Origin of the sequence: Ruania zhangjianzhongii, assembly GCF_008000995.1 — a bacterium.
GTDB classification, from domain to species: Bacteria; Actinomycetota; Actinomycetes; order Actinomycetales; family Beutenbergiaceae; genus Ruania; species Ruania zhangjianzhongii.
On sequence record NZ_CP042828.1, the window covers coordinates 3,443,150 to 3,458,856 of the forward strand.

The following is a 15,707-nucleotide window of genomic DNA, read 5'->3' on the forward strand; positions in this document are numbered from 1 at the left end:
CCTTCTCAGTACCGGTAGTGCTCGGACTTGTACGGTCCGGCGACGTCCACGTCGATGTACTCGGCCTGCTCCTTGGTCAGCTCGGTCAGCTCCACCCCGAGCGCCTCCAGGTGCAGCCGGGCGACCTTCTCGTCCAGCACCTTGGGCAGACGGTGCACGTCGAGGTCGTAGGTCTCCTCGGCATCGGGTGCGTACAGCTCCATCTGCGCGATCACCTGGTTGGCGAAGGAGTTGCTCATCACGAACGACGGGTGCCCGGTGGCATTGCCCAGGTTCAGCAGCCGGCCCTCGGAGAGCACGATGATCGAGTGCTCGTCGCGCTCAGCGGTGGCCGGGAAGGTCCACTCGTGCACCTGCGGCTTGATCTCGGTGCGCTGCACCCCGGACCGGGCCAAGCCGGCCACGTCGATCTCGTTGTCGAAGTGGCCCACGTTGCCCACCACGGCCTTGTCCTTCATCCCGGCCAGGTGCTCCGTGGTGATCACATTCACGTTGCCGGTGGTGGTGATGAAGAAGTCACCCTCAGCCAGTACCGACTCCAGCTGGGCGACCTGGTAGCCGTCCATCGCGGCCTGCAGCGCGCAGATCGGGTCGATCTCGGTGACCACCACCCGGGCGCCCTGACCGCGCAGCGACTCCGCGGCGCCCTTGCCCACATCGCCGTAGCCGCACACCACGGCCACCTTGCCGCCGATCAGGATGTCGGTGGCGCGGTTGATCCCGTCGGGCAGGGAGTGGCGGATGCCGTACCGGTTGTCAAACTTGGACTTGGTGACCGAGTCGTTCACGTTGATCGCCGGGAACAACAGCTCCCCGGCGGCCGCGAGCTGGTAGAGCCGGTGCACACCGGTGGTGGTCTCCTCGCTCACCCCGCGGATCCCGGCGGCAACCGTGTGCCAGCGCTGCGGGTCGCTGGCCAGAGAGCGGCGGATCACGTCCAGGAAGACCACTTTCTCCTCGGAGTAGTCGGCGTCCCCGGGCTGCGGGGCGGGCCCGACTGCTCCGGCCGCCTCGAGCCGTCGACCCTCGTGCACCAGCATGGTGGCGTCTCCGCCGTCGTCCAGGATCAGATTGGGGCCGCCGTCCGGCCAGAGCAGGATCTGCTCCGTGCAGTCCCAGTACTCCGCCAGGCTCTCCCCCTTCCAGGCGAACACCGGCACCCCGCGCGGGTCCTCCGGCGTCCCGTGCGGGCCGACCGCCACGGCAGCGGCCGCCTCGTCCTGGGTGGAGAAGATGTTGCAAGAGGCCCAGCGCACCTGCGCGCCAAGTGCCGTGAGGGTCTCGATCAGCACTGCGGTCTGCACGGTCATGTGCAGCGATCCGGCGATCCGCGCACCGCGCAGCGGCTGAGCGTCGCCGTACTCGGCGCGCAGCGCCATCAGGCCGGGCATCTCGTGCTCGGCCAGCCGAATCTGGTGCCGGCCGGCCTCGGCCAGGGACAGGTCACGCACCTTGTAGCGCCCGCTTGCTTCGGAAAAGGTCATAGGGGTGAGCGTACGGCACCAGCAGGCGAGAAACGGCAGGTATGAGCCGGCGACGGCGGAACTCGCCTGGTGCGGCACAGTCCGCTGTCGTAGGGCTCGCGTGTGGGTCTGTTGGTGCCAGCGCCCCAGCAGACCCACACGCGAAGTAGCACTGCATAACGGCGAGGGCCGGCCACCCCTCGGGTGACCGGCCCTCGCCGTTATGCAGTGCTACTGCTCATGCAGTGCTGCTCGTCATGCAGTGCTGCTGCGGCTCACTCAGCGGCCGGCAGCTCCGGAATGGCGTCCGGGTACTCCTCGAGGAACTGCTCGATGCCGGCAGCCGGGTCGTCCGGGTTGTCGTTCACCACGGCCGACTCCATCCCCGCGTACTGCTCGTCGTCGAGCGCGATCTGGCCGATCCACTCGGCAACTTCCGGGAACTCCCCGCTGAAGTCGATGTTCGCCAGGAAGTGCAGGCCCTCGGACTCCCCGAGTGCACCCTCCGGGTCTTCCAGGTCACGCACCGGGTAGGCGTCGTTCGCCCAGAACGGCCGCCACAGGGTCACCACGATGGGCTCCTCGGCGTCGATGGCGCTCTCCAGCTCGGTGATCATCGTGGCGGTCGAGGAGGTCTCCAGGGTGAAGCCGGCATCGCCCAGCCCGTAGGTGGGGAACACATCGTCCTCGGTGACCCCGGTCAGACCGGCGCTGGGCTCGATGCCCACGACCCGGCCACCCAGCTCGTCCACGTGGTCCGGCAGCTGATCGATCGAGGTGATGTCGCTGTACTCCGGCACCGCGAAGGTCAGAACGGCACCCTCGTAGTAGGTGGCCAGGTCCTCGATATCGTCGCCGTACTCCTCCATGTAGGAGGCGTGGGTCACCTCGGGCCAGGCGGACGGGTAGAGGTCCACGTCGTTCTGGGCCAGCGCGGTGTAGAGGATTCCCGCCTCGCTCAGCTCCTCGTGCTCGACGGTGTAGCCCGCCTCGGTGAGGAAGTGGTCCAGCAGGTAGGCGGTGCTCAGACCGTCCGTCCAGGACGGGAGGTAGCCGAGGGTGATCGTGTTGTCACCGCCGCCTTCTCCGCCGTCGCCACTGTCGCTGCCACCGTCGTCACTGCCGCAGGCGGCCAGGGACAGGCCGATGGCACCGGAGGCGAACAGAGCGGTCACCTGACGGCGACGCAGCGTCTTTTGGGGGGTCTTCATAGAAACTCCAACTCTCTTTCCTAGCGTGGAATAGGTGTCAGTGAGCGCCTTGCAGCGCCTTCTCGGTCTCCTCCGAGTCGGTCTCCGGCGCAGTGGCCTGCGCCTTGGCCTTCTTGGCAGCAGCCTTGCGGCGACCGCGGAGCATCGTGGCCAGCGAGCCCTTGTTCTCCTGGCCCACCGCACCGGTGGTCCGGTCCAGGAAGATCGCCAGGATCACGATGCCCAGACCGGCTTCGAAACCCTTGGCGACATCGACGGTCCCCAGGGCGGCGACCACCTCTTTACCCAGGCCGGGAGCACCGACGAACCCGGCCATCACGGCCATCGACAGACCAAGCATGATCACCTGGTTGACGCCGGCCATGATGGTCGGCAGGCCGAGTGGGAGCTGGATACCGCGCAGGATCTGCCCGCCGGTACCGCCGAAGGCCTGACCGGCCTCCACGGTCTCGGAGTCAACCTGGCGGATGCCCAGCTCGGTCAGCCGGATACCCGGAGCCATCGCGAAGATGATCGTCGCCACCACACCGGGTGCGTAGCCGATGCTGAAGAAGATCACCACGGGCACCAGGTAGACCAGCGCAGGCATGGTCTGCAAGAAGTCGCAGATCGGGCGGACGATCGCACTGACCGTGCGACTCTTCGCCGCGAGGATTCCGACCGGGATGGCGATGATCACTGCGACCAACGTGGCCACCAGCACCATGGCCAGAGTCTGCATGGCCAGCAGCCACAGCTCCATGCTGATGATCAGCCCCATGCCGATCACCACAAAGATCGCGAACTTCCAGGACCGGACCACGAACGCCAGCAGCGCGAAGACCACCGCCATGACCAGTGCAGGCAGGAACATCAGCACATCGGTGAGGGTCTCCGAGGCCGTGTTGAACGTGTCCTGGATGCCCTGGAGCAGCTCGGGCATCGTCTGCTTGATCCAGTCGACGGCTTTGTCGGCGAACTCGCCGAGCGGCGGGTGGGGCAGCGGGGACTCACTCATCGCGCACCTCCTTCGCTCAGCGCTGGCACTTTGTCGTCAGGGTCGGAGTGGCCGTTGCTGGACGGGAGGCCGACCGGCTCCAGCTCCACCTCGTCGTCACCGAGGGTGAGCGCGCTGAGCAGAGTGACGCGGGGGATCAGCCCCACCAGCACATCCTTGTCGTTGACCACAGCGAGCGGGGCATGGGTGGCCGCCGCGTACGGGAACAGGTCTGCCAAGGGAGTGTCCTCGGCAACTTGAGCAACGCCGTCGTGCTTGATCGGCAGGGTGTCCTTACCGCTGCGCACGGCCTCGGCGATGTCCTCCTCCCAGACGATCCCGCGCACGTGCCGGTCATTGCTGACCACCAGCAGGGACCGGGTCTGGTGCTCGCCCATCAGCCGGTGGGCGGCGCGCGGACCGTTACCCGGGCCGACCACAGCCACCGGACGCTCCATCACGGCGCTGGCGGTGAGCACCCGGGTGCGGTCCACATCGGCGACGAACTGGGAGACATACTCGGTGGCCGGTTCGTTCAGGATCTCCTCGGCGGTGCCGATCTGCACGATCCGCCCGTCCCGCATCATCGCGATCCGGTTGCCGAGGCGCATCGCCTCGTTCAGGTCGTGGGTGATGAACAGGATCGTCTTGTCCAGCTTGCCCTGCAGGTCCAGGAGCTGGTCCTGCATCTCCTTACGGATCAGCGGGTCGAGGGCGCTGAACGCCTCGTCCATCAGCATGATGTCGGTACCGGCGGCCAGCGCCCGAGCCAGTCCGACGCGCTGACGCATCCCGCCGGAGAGCTCCGAGGGCAGATAGCCACCCCAGCCACCTAGGCCGACCATCCCCAGCGCCTCATCGCCCGCCTTCTCCCGCTCGGCGCGATTGACGCCTCGAAGCTCGAGAGCATAGGCCGCGTTCTCCCCCACGGTGCGGTGCGGGAGCAGGGCGAAGTGCTGGAACACCATGCTCACCTTGTTCCGGCGCAGCGCCCGCAGGCCCTTGGTGGAGAGCGTGGTGATCTCCTCGCCGGCTACCTGCAACGTCCCGGCGGTGGGCTCCAACAACCCGTTCACCGTGCGGATGAGGGTGGACTTACCGGATCCGGAGAGACCCATCACCACGAAGATCTCGCCGGGCTCCACATCGAACGAGGCATCGATCACCGCCGCGGTGAGGCCTTCCTTCCGCAGCTGGGCGCGGTCGACGCCTTCGCGCAGCATCTTCACTCCACGCTGCGGTCGTCGTCCGAAGATCTTGGTTAAGCCTGTTGCCTCGATGGCCGGCACGATGCTCCCGGGGTTCGGGGATACTGACAGATCACCGGGTTCGCCGAGACGCTTCCGGTGGGGAGAGCAGGCGCGCCGAACCGAGGTCCGCACCCTGCCACGACGTTCCACTTTGCCTGATCTTGGTCACAGATGCACACTCAGGCGGTTACGAGGCTATAACGATCAAGGACTGGTGAACGGCCCACCAGGCTCAGGATCTGGCGGCGGAAGCGACACCGGTGAGATCCTCCGGCAGCGTACGGTGTCCTCACCTGTTCTGACCGATTCTGGGAGCCGTTACCGTGAAGATTGCCGTTGCCGGGTGTGGGTACGTCGGCCTGTCCATCGCCACACTGTTGGCCCAGCACCACGAGGTGGTGGCCCTGGACGTGGACCAGGACAAGGTCGATGCGGTCAATGCCGGCCACTCCCCCATCGTGGACCCGGAACTCTCCGAGTACCTCGCCTCCGGGCGACTGAACCTGCGCGCGACCGTCGACGGTGCCGACGCCTACCAGGGCGCGGCCTACGTGGTGGTCGCGACCCCCACGGACTACGACCCGAAGAACAACTACTTCAACACCTCCACCGTGGAGACAGTGGTGGCCGAGGTGGAGCGGACCAACCCCAGCGCCGTGCTGGTGATCAAGTCCACGATCCCGGTCGGTTTCACCGAACAGATGCGCACGGAGCACCCCGGGCTGCAGGTGCTGTTCTCCCCGGAGTTCCTCCGCGAGGGTAAAGCCCTCTGGGACAACCTGCATCCCTCCCGGATCGTGGTGGGCGACCGGAGCAGTGCCGGCCAGGAGTTCGCCGACCTGCTGATGCAGGGCTCGCTGGAGTCGGAGGTACCGGTGCTGCTCACCGATGCCACCGAGGCGGAGGCGATCAAGCTGTTCGCCAACACCTACCTGGCGCTGCGGGTGGCCTACTTCAACGAGCTGGACACGTTCGCGGTCACCCGGGGCCTGGACTCGGCGCAGATCATCCAAGGAGTGGGTCTGGATCCCCGGATCGGCTCGCACTACAACAACCCGTCCTTCGGCTACGGCGGATACTGCCTGCCCAAGGACACCAAGCAGCTGCTCGCGAACTACCAGCAGGTGCCGCAGAACCTGGTTCGGGCGGTCGTGGACTCGAACACGACTCGGAAGGACTTCATCGCCGCTGATGTGCTCGCCCGTCAGCCGCAGGTGGTGGGAGTGTTCGGGCTGGCGATGAAATCCGGGTCGGACAACTTCCGGGCCTCCTCGATCCAGGGCATCATGAAGCGGATCAAGGCCAAGGGTGTCGAGGTGATCGTCTACGAGCCTGCGCTGGACGCCGAGGACTTCTTCCGCTCCGAAGTGGTCCGGGACCTGGCGGAGTTCAAGCGCCGCGCGGACGTGATCATCACCAACCGCCGTGACGACGCTCTTGCCGATGTGGCCCAGAAGGTCTACACCCGGGACGTCTACGGGCGGGACTGAGCCGGCGGCCGGTCAGGTCAGCCGCCTTCGGGTCCGCCCTGGGCGGTGCTCTCCGCCACGATCGGCACCAGCTGACGGCCGAGCGGGCGGGTGAGGGTGCGCACGTAGCTGTCGGTCAGGTGCGAGCCCTGCCGGTAGACGAGCACATTGCCGATCACCGGCACGCACTGCTCCTCCGGGCAGATCGAGTCGGTCAGGTCCACTGTGCGCACCCCGGGCACCTCGTCGGCAGCGGCGAGCTGGGCGGGCTGCCCGGAGCGGGCGATGCCATCGGCCCGGTCGAACGCGCACGGGCGCAGATCGTTCAGGTGCGCGGCCACGCACTCGTACACCGTCTGCTCACCCGGGCTCGGGTTGTCCAGGATCACCACGACGGCGCTGCCCGCCTCCTCGAGTTGCCGCCAGCTGGTAGCCAGCGCGCTGACCATCGCCGCCTGGGTCTCGGCCAGCTCCTCGGAGATGTCCAGGGCCGTATTCACGTAGTTGGACACGAGCACCACATCGGGTGGGTCGGCGAGCAGATCAGTCAGTACGTCCTCGTTCCACGCCCGGCAGTTCAGGTAGGGCTCACCGTGATTGGTCTGCAGGCCGGCGTGCAGACCGCAGTTGGACTTGGTGTAGGAACGCACCCGCCAGGAATTCTCGCGGGCGAGCGTGGCCACCGCCGACTGCCACTGCAGGATCTTCGAGTCCCCCACCATCGCCACCGTGATCTCGCCGTCCGGGTCGCCGAAGTCGCATCGGAGGGCCTCCGCGTCCTCCTGGTTCTGCTCACAGCCGTACTCGTAGCCGCGCGGCATGTCGTAGCGGGCATCGTCGGTGTCCGGGATGAACCAGGCCACGTCGCGCAGCGCCTCGAGAGAGCCCGGTGGGTCCTCGTCGACCGCTTCTCCGTCCCGGTCCAACGCCTCGGCACCGGGTGCGTTCGCCGTCTCGGCGGGAGCCTGCGTGGGCGGGCCGGTGAGCACCAGCGCGAGCAGGAAGGCGGTAGCGAGCACCAGGGCCACGTTGCCGGTCAGCGACCAGCGCAGCGCAGGCGAGGCGAACCGCGTCGCCGTCGCCGCGCGCGAGCCAGGGGTCCGTCGATCCGTCATTGCTGCGTGCGCTCTCCCGCGGCTACCCCACCGCCTCGTTGACGGCGGGGACGAGTCGGTCGGCGAGCTCGGGCGCGAGGGTGCGCGCGTAGGTGCTGGTGATGTGCGAGGTCTGGCGGTAGACGAGCACGTTGCCGATCACCGGCACGCAGGTCTCCTCGGGGCAGATGAACTCGGTCATATCGATGGTCCGGACCCCATCGACCCGGTCTGCTGCCGCCTGCTGCACTGGTGCGGCCGAGCGCTCGATGCCTTCTTCGCGGTCGAAGGTGCAGGCCTCGAGGTTGTCGAGGTTGTCCGCCACGCACTCATAGACCGAGATGTCACCCGGGCTGATCGTGTCCAGCATCACCACGACGGGGATACCCGCCTCGGCGAGCTGGGTCCACCGTTCGGCGAGGGCGTCCTGCATCACCTGCTCCGATCGGGAGTCGACGTCGGTGGGATCGGCCAGAGCATTGTCGATCCGATTCGAGACGATGACGACGTCCGGATCCGCTTCGAGGATGAGGGGCAACATCCGCTCGTTCCACTGCGCACAACTGGTGTAGGGCTCGCCCTTCGCTGCCTGCATACCGGTGCTGAAGGCGCAGGCCGACTTGATGTAGGAGGAGACGTGCCAGCCTTCGTCGGTGGCGATCTGCTCGATCGCGGACTGCCACTGGATCACCTTGGAGTCACCGATCACTGCGACGTCCAGGTCGCCGTCCGGATCGCCCCACTCACAGACGATCGGTTCGGGATCGGTCTGGTTCTGCGAACATCCCGCCTCGGACGACTCCGGATTGTCGCTAGTCGCGACGGTGGCTTGGGGGGTGAACCAGTCGATGCTGGCCAGGCTCTGCACCGATCCCGGGGGTTCCTCCTGGTTGGCGGACCCACCCTGACGCAACGCCGCAGCCCCAGCAGCCTGCCCCTCCTGAGGATTGGTCCCCACCTGCGGAACCACGAGCATTAGCACGAGTCCGGCGGCGACTCCGGCGAGGGAGAAGTTGGCTCCCATCGACAACGCCAACCGGTTCGACTTCGCGATCGGCTTGGCGAACCGGAACGGGTTCTCCACAAACCTGTAGGACAAGTACGCCGGGATGAAACTCGCCCCAGCGACCAGCAGCCCCCGCTTGCCACCGAGCTCACCCCAGAAACCAGCAGCAGCAACCAACAACGGCCAGTGCCACAAATACAACGAATACGACAGGCCCCCCACCCACACCGCCGGCTTCCACGACAACAACCCCGCCGCACCCGCCCGACCCGAGGTATACCCCGCCACAATCACCGCAGCAGTACCCAGTACCGGCCACACCGCCGCATACCCCGGCCACGCCACCGCACTACTCAGGAACACCCCACTCGCGATCACCGCGACCAAACCAGCCCAACCCAACACCACCGCAACCAACCGCGGCACCCGCAACCACCACGTGGCCCCGATCGCGACCAACGCCCCCACACCCAACTCCCACAACCGCGTCGGAGTCACAAAGAACGCCGCCTCCGGATTCGAAGCCGTCATCACCACCGACCAGATCAACGAAGGCACGATCACCAACCCGATCGCCACCCCCATCACCGGCCGCAACCGCGCACCACTGCGCCGACGCACCCACCAGGCGACCAACACCAACAACAACGGCCACACGATGTAGAACTGCTCCTCCACCGCCAACGACCAAAAATGCTGAACCGGCGAAACCCCCACACCCTCAGCCAGATAATCCACCGACCGCCCAGCAAGAACCCAATTCACCACATACAACGCCGCACCCACGATGTCCCCACCAAAAGTGCGCCACTGCACCACCGACACCGACGCCCACGTCAAGGCCGCCGTGACCACCAACACCAACCCAGCAGCCGGCAACAACCGCTTCGCCCGACGCGCATAAAACCGGCCCAACGACACCCGACCATCACGCTCGAGCTCCCGAATCAACAACCCCGTGATCAAAAACCCCGAAATCACAAAAAAGACATCAACCCCCACAAACCCCCCAGGCACCAACTCCACCACCCCAGCGTGATAGACCAGCACCAAACCAATCGCCACAGCCCGAAGCCCCTCAATATCAGGCCGAAAACCCCCACCCCCACGCACCCTGCCGCCAGCCTCTCGCCCAGCACCGGTTGCCCCAGCCCCAGCCGCCGCCTCGACACGCGAACCCATCAACACCCACCTTCCACAAAACCGACCCCGCGTACTGTAACCGCTCCACCCACACAGACCCGCCCCAGAACGCTACCCACACACCGACCCCTCAGCCCCCACCCCCCACCTCACCCACCACCGGAACAAGACGGTCGGTAAGGTCGGGGATGAGGGTGCGCACATAGGCATCGGTGACGTGTGAACTCTGGCGGTAGACGAGGACGTTGCCGATCACCGGCACGCACGTTTGCTCGGGGCAGACCAGGTCGGATAAGTCGATGGTCTGGACCCCGTCGACCCGGTCGGCCGCCTCTTGCTGAAGCGGTGCCTGGGAGCGGTCGATGCCTTCTTCGCGGTCGAAGGTGCAGGCCTCGAGGTTGTCGAGATTCTCGGCGACGCACTCATACACCGAGAGGTCTCCGGGGCTCGGGTTGTCCAGGATCGGCACGACCGGGATCCCCTCATCGGACAGGTGAGCCCACTGTTCGGCGAGAGCATCGGTCATCGCCTCCGTTGAGCCGCTGTCCGGGTCCTCCCAGTCCTCCAGCGCCTCGGCGTTCCGGCCGGAGGTGAGGACGACGTCCGGGTCGAGCTCGACCAGGTCCGCGAGCACATTCTCGTTCCACTGCGCACAACTGGTGTAGGGCTCGCCCTTCGCTGCCTGCATACCGGCACTGAACGCGCAGGAGGACTTGGTGTAGGACTGTACGTGCCAGCCTTCGTCGGTGGCGATCTGCTCGATCGCGGACTGCCATTGCAGGATCTTGGAGTCGCCGACGACGGCCACCACCATGTCGCTGTCGAGGTCGCCGTACTCGCACATCACCACGTCTGCCGATTCCTGGTCCTGCTGGCACTCGTCGGCGTAGGCGGAGGGCACCGATGCCGTGGCTTCGGTGGCTTGGGGGGTGAACCAGTCGATGCTGGCCAGGCTCTGCACCGATCCCGGGGGTTCCTCCTGGTTGGCGGACCCACCCTGACGCAACGCCGCAGCCCCAGCAGCCTGCCCCTCCTGGGGGTTGGTGCCGACTTGGGGGACGATGAGCATTAGCACGAGTCCGGCGGCGACTCCGGCGAGGGAGAAGTTGGCTCCCATCGACAACGCCAACCGGTTCGACTTCGCGATCGGCTTGGCGAACCGGAACGGGTTCTCCACAAACCTGTAGGACAAGTACGCCGGGATGAAACTCGCCCCAGCGACCAGCAGCCCCCGCTTGCCACCGAGCTCACCCCAGAAACCAGCAGCAGCAACCAACAACGGCCAGTGCCACAAATACAACGAATACGACAGGCCCCCCACCCACACCGCCGGCTTCCACGACAACAACCCCGCCGCACCCGCCCGACCCGAGGTATACCCCGCCACAATCACCGCAGCAGTACCCAGTACCGGCCACACCGCCGCATACCCCGGCCACGCCACCGCACTACTCAGGAACACCCCACTCGCGATCACCGCGACCAAACCAGCCCAACCCAACACCACCGCAACCAACCGCGGCACCCGCAACCACCACGTGGCCCCGATCGCGACCAACGCCCCCACACCCAACTCCCACAACCGCGTCGGAGTCACAAAGAACGCCGCCTCCGGATTCGAAGCCGTCATCACCACCGACCAGATCAACGAAGGCACGATCACCAACCCGATCGCCACCCCCATCACCGGCCGCAACCGCGCACCACTGCGCCGACGCACCCACCAGCCCACCAACACCAACAACAACGGCCACACGATGTAGAACTGCTCCTCCACCGCCAACGACCAAAAATGCTGAACCGGCGAAACCCCCACACCCTCAGCCAGATAATCCACCGACCGCCCAGCAAGAACCCAATTCACCACATACAACGCCGCACCCACGATGTCCCCACCAAAAGTGCGCCACTGCACCACCGACACCGACGCCCACGTCAAGGCCGCCGTGACCACCAACACCAACCCAGCAGCCGGCAACAACCGCTTCGCCCGACGCGCATAAAACCGGCCCAACGACACCCGACCATCACGCTCGAGCTCCCGAATCAACAACCCCGTGATCAAAAACCCCGAAATCACAAAAAAGACATCAACCCCCACAAACCCCCCAGGCACCAACTCCACCACCCCAGCGTGATAGACCAGCACCAAACCAATCGCCACAGCCCGAAGCCCCTCAATATCAGGCCGAAAACCCCCACCCCCACGCACCCCAGACACCCCGCCACCAGGTTCGCTCTTCTGCCGTGCCTCGCTCACGCTCTGTCCTCCAGGGTCCGCCGGTCTGGTTGCGCCAGTTCGTGCAGCGATGTGCACGCGTGGCAGGTACGGAGTGTAACGACTTCCGCTGAAGTAACCGGCCCGGCTTCCGGGCGTGGTGGATTCGCGTGCCTGCCCTCGTGACGGACCTAGCCCATCGAGTCGATAGCAGCAGTAATGCGCGCGCAGTTGCGGTGGTCGCTGTGGCTGAACACGCGGCTGACCCTGTCGGTGTACGTTCCCTCGCGGGTGAATCCCTGCCCGGCGTACGCGGCGACTGCCTCGGCTGCATCGTGGACGGTGGTGACCACTGGTCCGAACCCGTCCCGGTCCGGATCGAACCAGGACGTCCCGCCATGTCCCGCCGCGTACTCGTCCCGGTCAAACTGGGTGTAGATGACCGGTGCTCCGACGTAGGCAACATCGAACTGCACCGAGGAGTAGTCGGTGACCAGGAGCGCGCAACTGCGCAGGAGGCACGGGATATCCGCCGTCATGCCGTCGAGGATGCTGATGCGCTCACTGCCGAGGTGTTCCGGTCGCAACAGCCCGGCCAGGTTGTAGTGCGGGACCACGAGCATGGTCAGATCATGCTCCTCGAGTGCTTCGGCCAGATCGGGACTCGCGAGGAGACCATGAACGAACTGCTGGTAGGTCGATCCTTCATAGCCAATGAGCGCATTGTCGCCGGCTCCGAAGAGTTTGGGTACCAAATATCGGCGCCAGGTAGGCATGAACAGCACCTTCCGGCTCGGTCGCTCCGGCACGAGATTGTCGTAGCGAGCCAGGCCGGTCTGACGCAGCTGCGTCGACGTGTAGCCGGAGGTTCGAGCTAGGGCCTGCGTCTCCTGCGGTCCGACGGTGAGGACGAGGTCATACCCGCCGTTGGACCGTTTGACGGCGTCCGGACTCAGATGCACTCCGTGCTTCAGGTAGACCCGCCGGGCGCCTACCCGCCAAGCACACTGGTTCATGTATGCCCCTGGCCGCCACCTGCTCGGCAGCATGTGCTTGATCGAGTAGGCGTTGGCGATCACTGCCGCATGCAGCATGAGGATCCGGTGTTGTAGTGATGAGTGCCAGACCACATGTCCGAGTTCGGCGACCGCTGCCGCGCTTGGACTGTCCCGCGCGATCACATAGAAGACCGGATCCTCTGGCCGCTGCTGCCGCAGGTGAGCGAAGAATGCGAACCCGTTGTCGCGGGCTGTCTCCCGTCGCTCCCCGATCAGCCAGATCGCTCCTCGGGGAACGAAGATCCAGGTCAATACACGCACCAGGCGCACCCACGTGAACCGGCGCGCATGGATGGCAAAGGCGAATTCGCGACCAACGTTCCGCAGGGCCCAGCCGACCTGAGCAGGCTTGGACCAGGAGGACAGCCTCAACCACGTGGCGGGCTGGCCCGCGGCAGGAAATACCTGCAGCCGCCGCGCACCCACCGGCTCCGGGCGTGAATTCGCGAGGATCCCCGGGGTCGTACCGACCGGCGTCCACACCCCGGAGCCGACCCGGCTGATCTCTAGACGCAGAGCCCCGTTCGGGAGTCGGTCCACAGGAAGGGCGAACCGTAACGCGGCCCGGGTTCGGTGGCCCACCGTGTTGACGCGATCGACGACCGGCGCCTCTACCGTGAGTAGCGCTGCTCCCCATCTGGTCCGCAGCCGGAGCCGGAATCGGGCATCTGCATCCTCGTCGCCACCGCGCAGATGGACACCAATAGTGAGCCGACCGGGGTTGCGGTCGACGAACTCACACACCGGTCGAAAGCTCATAGCCCACTCACTTTACGAGAAGGAAGTCCGAACACCGGCGCATCGGCACTAGTGTCGGTCAGACCAGTCCGAGGTTCACGACCCAGGGAGGCCCACCGGATGACCGATCGCCCGGTCGTGATCCTCATGACGAGCAACGGCGTAGGCATGGGCCACCTGTCCCGGCAACTCACCACTGCTCTCAGCGGAGCGCATCGCTTCGATCCGGTGATCTTCTCGCTCTCGCGGGCGCTACCCCGGATCATCACAGCGGTCGAGAGCAACGAACTGACCGAGGCCCACGGACGTCATCTTCGGTTCGAATATGCACCCAGCTGGGAGTCCGGTTGGTTTCCGACTGGCTGGCGCGCACCGGTCCGGCGCCGTTACCGCTCCTACCGGTGGGCTCCGTATCTACGTGACCGCATTCACGCTCTCGCCGTCGAGACCGGCGCGCGTGCGCTGATCTTCGACGGCGTGGCTCCCTACCCGGGTCTCGTCGCCGCCCGAGAGGCACTTCCAGAACTCCAGTTCGCCTGGGTGCGCCGCGGCCTGTGGCAGTCCCAGGCTCCATCGGAACGCCTGAACTTGTCCCGATACTTCGACCTGACGATCGAGCCCGGTGACGTCGCCGGTGCGTGGGACCGTGGCCCGACGAGAGATCGTACCGACGCGATCCGGCTGGACGGACCGGTGAGCCTCACCGACGTGCTCGAGCCGTTGGCGCCAACTGCCGCACGTCTCGCGCTCGGGCTACCCACCGAACGGCCAATCCTGCTACTGGCGCCAGGTTCGGGGGCGCTCGGCTCAGTGGATGCGACCGCCGCCGAGGTCCTGACGGCGGTGCGGCGCACTCATCCCGACTGGCTGGTCGCAGTCACTCGCCAATCGATCGCGCGGCACTCCGTGCAGGGCAACAGTGACCAGGTGGTCATGCTCGACGACGTCTACCCCCTCGCTCGTTTCTTGGGTGCGTTCGATGCTGCCGTCGGCGCGGCGGGCTACAACGCGGTGCACGAGCAACTTGCTGTCGGCCTTCCTACTCTGCTGATCCCGAGCACCAGCCACGTCACCGACGATCAGCCGACCCGGGCGCGTGGCGCGGCCGAGCGCGGCGCAGCGCTCGTCGTGGAGGACACGATCGCAGCGGCCGTGACCCGCCTGCTGGACGCCGCAGAGCAAGAGCGTCTGCGGGACGGAATGGCTCAGCTGGAGGCGGCGGATGGTGGGCGCGACATTGCCGAGAGGGTGGCTGACCTGGCTGCCGCTGGTCAGACGGCACCGCCGTGGACAGCGGTGCCCCCGTCCCGCCCGTTGCCGGACCTCCGTACTCGCGCTACCGAGGGATCCGAGGGTGAGCTGGCCTGGACCAACCAGCTGGATCGGGAGCTTCTCGCTGGCGTTCGTCCGGTGGAGCACCTGCTCCCCGGGAGTTCACCGGCGTATGTCCAGGCTCGGCGCACGACGGCGAACTGGCTCTATCGGACCTGACGGTGCGCTTGTTCACCCTGACGGCGCCGTTGCCTGGACAGGGTGCGCCCCCGCCGGACCCTCCCCAGGAGCGACCGCGCTGCGACCAACGACCGGCGGACCTGCAGCCGCACACCCTCCGTGCGTGCCCAGCGTCGAACGTCGGTCCCGGCGCCGTTGAAGGTGGCCACGCCGACCTCGTCGGCGCGTACCCAGGCACGCGCCTGAGGGTCGACGTGCGACAGGTGAGCCCGGTCGAACGCGAGGCCGTAGGCCGGGAGGTTCTCCAGATCGATGCCCTGACGGCGAAGCCACGCCCCCGACCACAGCGCGACTCCTCCCGGGTCCTGATCAGGCAGGAGCACGCGGGTCACGATCCGGTTCGGATGCGCGGCAAGATGCTGGATGCGCTTGACCGCCCCGTGGGCGAAGACGACGGGCGAGGACACCACCAGCACCGCATCCGTCTGAAGGTGACGGAGGAGGTCGGCGGAGCCGATCTGCGCGACCTGGTCCTGCAGGCTCATCGCCACCGCGTGCTGCGACGCGTCAGACCACTCCTGCGTGCACAGGAGAGCGTGTACCGACGTGGTTGGGTTCAGCCGCATATC

At 66.4% G+C, this 15,707-nt stretch carries 10 protein-coding genes and 1 pseudogene; 2 read left to right on the plus strand and 9 right to left on the minus strand.

Going from position 1 to position 15,707, the window contains the following annotated elements; genetic code table 11:
• Nucleotides 1–5 precede the first annotated feature (5 nt).
• The 4 genes from ahcY to FU260_RS16040 form a co-directional block, all read right to left on the minus strand.
• Nucleotides 6–1,484, minus strand: a complete 1,479-nt coding sequence (ahcY, locus tag FU260_RS16025) for an adenosylhomocysteinase (protein ID WP_147917967.1) — start codon at nucleotides 1,482–1,484, stop codon at nucleotides 6–8.
• A gap of 254 nt (nucleotides 1,485–1,738) precedes the next feature.
• The gene (locus FU260_RS16030) at nucleotides 1,739–2,674 is read right to left on the minus strand and encodes a glycine betaine ABC transporter substrate-binding protein (RefSeq protein WP_147917968.1); all 936 of its coding nucleotides are present in this window, start codon (nucleotides 2,672–2,674) and stop codon (nucleotides 1,739–1,741) included.
• A gap of 37 nt (nucleotides 2,675–2,711) precedes the next feature.
• Complete coding sequence (locus FU260_RS16035) at nucleotides 2,712–3,671, minus strand: ABC transporter permease (RefSeq protein ID WP_147917969.1); 960 nt, start codon at nucleotides 3,669–3,671, stop codon at nucleotides 2,712–2,714.
• A complete protein-coding gene (locus FU260_RS16040) occupies nucleotides 3,668–4,873 on the minus strand; it encodes a quaternary amine ABC transporter ATP-binding protein (protein WP_210418103.1) in 1,206 nt (401 codons plus the stop codon). The genes FU260_RS16035 and FU260_RS16040 overlap by 4 nt, the downstream gene beginning before the upstream one ends.
• A gap of 350 nt (nucleotides 4,874–5,223) precedes the next feature.
• Between FU260_RS16040 and FU260_RS16045 the strand changes: the two are divergent.
• A pseudogene (locus tag FU260_RS16045) lies at nucleotides 5,224–6,363 on the plus strand (nucleotide sugar dehydrogenase); the annotation flags it as partial.
• A gap of 44 nt (nucleotides 6,364–6,407) precedes the next feature.
• Here FU260_RS16045 and FU260_RS16050 read toward each other — a convergent pair.
• The 4 genes from FU260_RS16050 to FU260_RS16065 form a co-directional block, all read right to left on the minus strand.
• Nucleotides 6,408–7,484 carry an SGNH hydrolase domain-containing protein gene (locus FU260_RS16050; RefSeq protein ID WP_147917972.1) on the minus strand — a complete coding sequence of 359 codons (1,077 nt, stop codon included), beginning with the start codon at nucleotides 7,482–7,484 and terminating at the stop codon, nucleotides 6,408–6,410.
• Between the two features lie 22 nt (nucleotides 7,485–7,506).
• Nucleotides 7,507–9,651 (minus strand): acyltransferase family protein, encoded by a 2,145-nt coding sequence (locus FU260_RS16055; RefSeq protein ID WP_147917973.1) that lies wholly within the window; start codon nucleotides 9,649–9,651, stop codon nucleotides 7,507–7,509.
• Between the two features lie 91 nt (nucleotides 9,652–9,742).
• Nucleotides 9,743–11,929: an acyltransferase family protein gene (locus FU260_RS16060; protein ID WP_342355239.1), complete on the minus strand. Its 2,187-nt coding sequence runs from the start codon at nucleotides 11,927–11,929 to the stop codon at nucleotides 9,743–9,745.
• Between the two features lie 92 nt (nucleotides 11,930–12,021).
• On the minus strand, nucleotides 12,022–13,149 hold the full coding sequence (locus tag FU260_RS16065; RefSeq protein WP_168211805.1) for a CDP-glycerol glycerophosphotransferase family protein: 1,128 nt from the start codon (nucleotides 13,147–13,149) through the stop codon (nucleotides 12,022–12,024).
• A gap of 597 nt (nucleotides 13,150–13,746) precedes the next feature.
• Here FU260_RS16065 and FU260_RS16070 point away from each other — a divergent pair.
• Nucleotides 13,747–15,117, plus strand: a complete 1,371-nt coding sequence (locus FU260_RS16070; RefSeq protein ID WP_168211806.1) for a UDP-N-acetylglucosamine--N-acetylmuramyl-(pentapeptide) pyrophosphoryl-undecaprenol N-acetylglucosamine transferase — start codon at nucleotides 13,747–13,749, stop codon at nucleotides 15,115–15,117.
• Here FU260_RS16070 and FU260_RS16075 read toward each other — a convergent pair.
• Nucleotides 15,105–15,704 (minus strand): hypothetical protein, encoded by a 600-nt coding sequence (locus tag FU260_RS16075; RefSeq protein ID WP_147917977.1) that lies wholly within the window; start codon nucleotides 15,702–15,704, stop codon nucleotides 15,105–15,107. The two genes, FU260_RS16070 and FU260_RS16075, sit on opposite strands and share 13 nt — an antisense overlap.
• Nucleotides 15,705–15,707 lie beyond the last annotated feature (3 nt).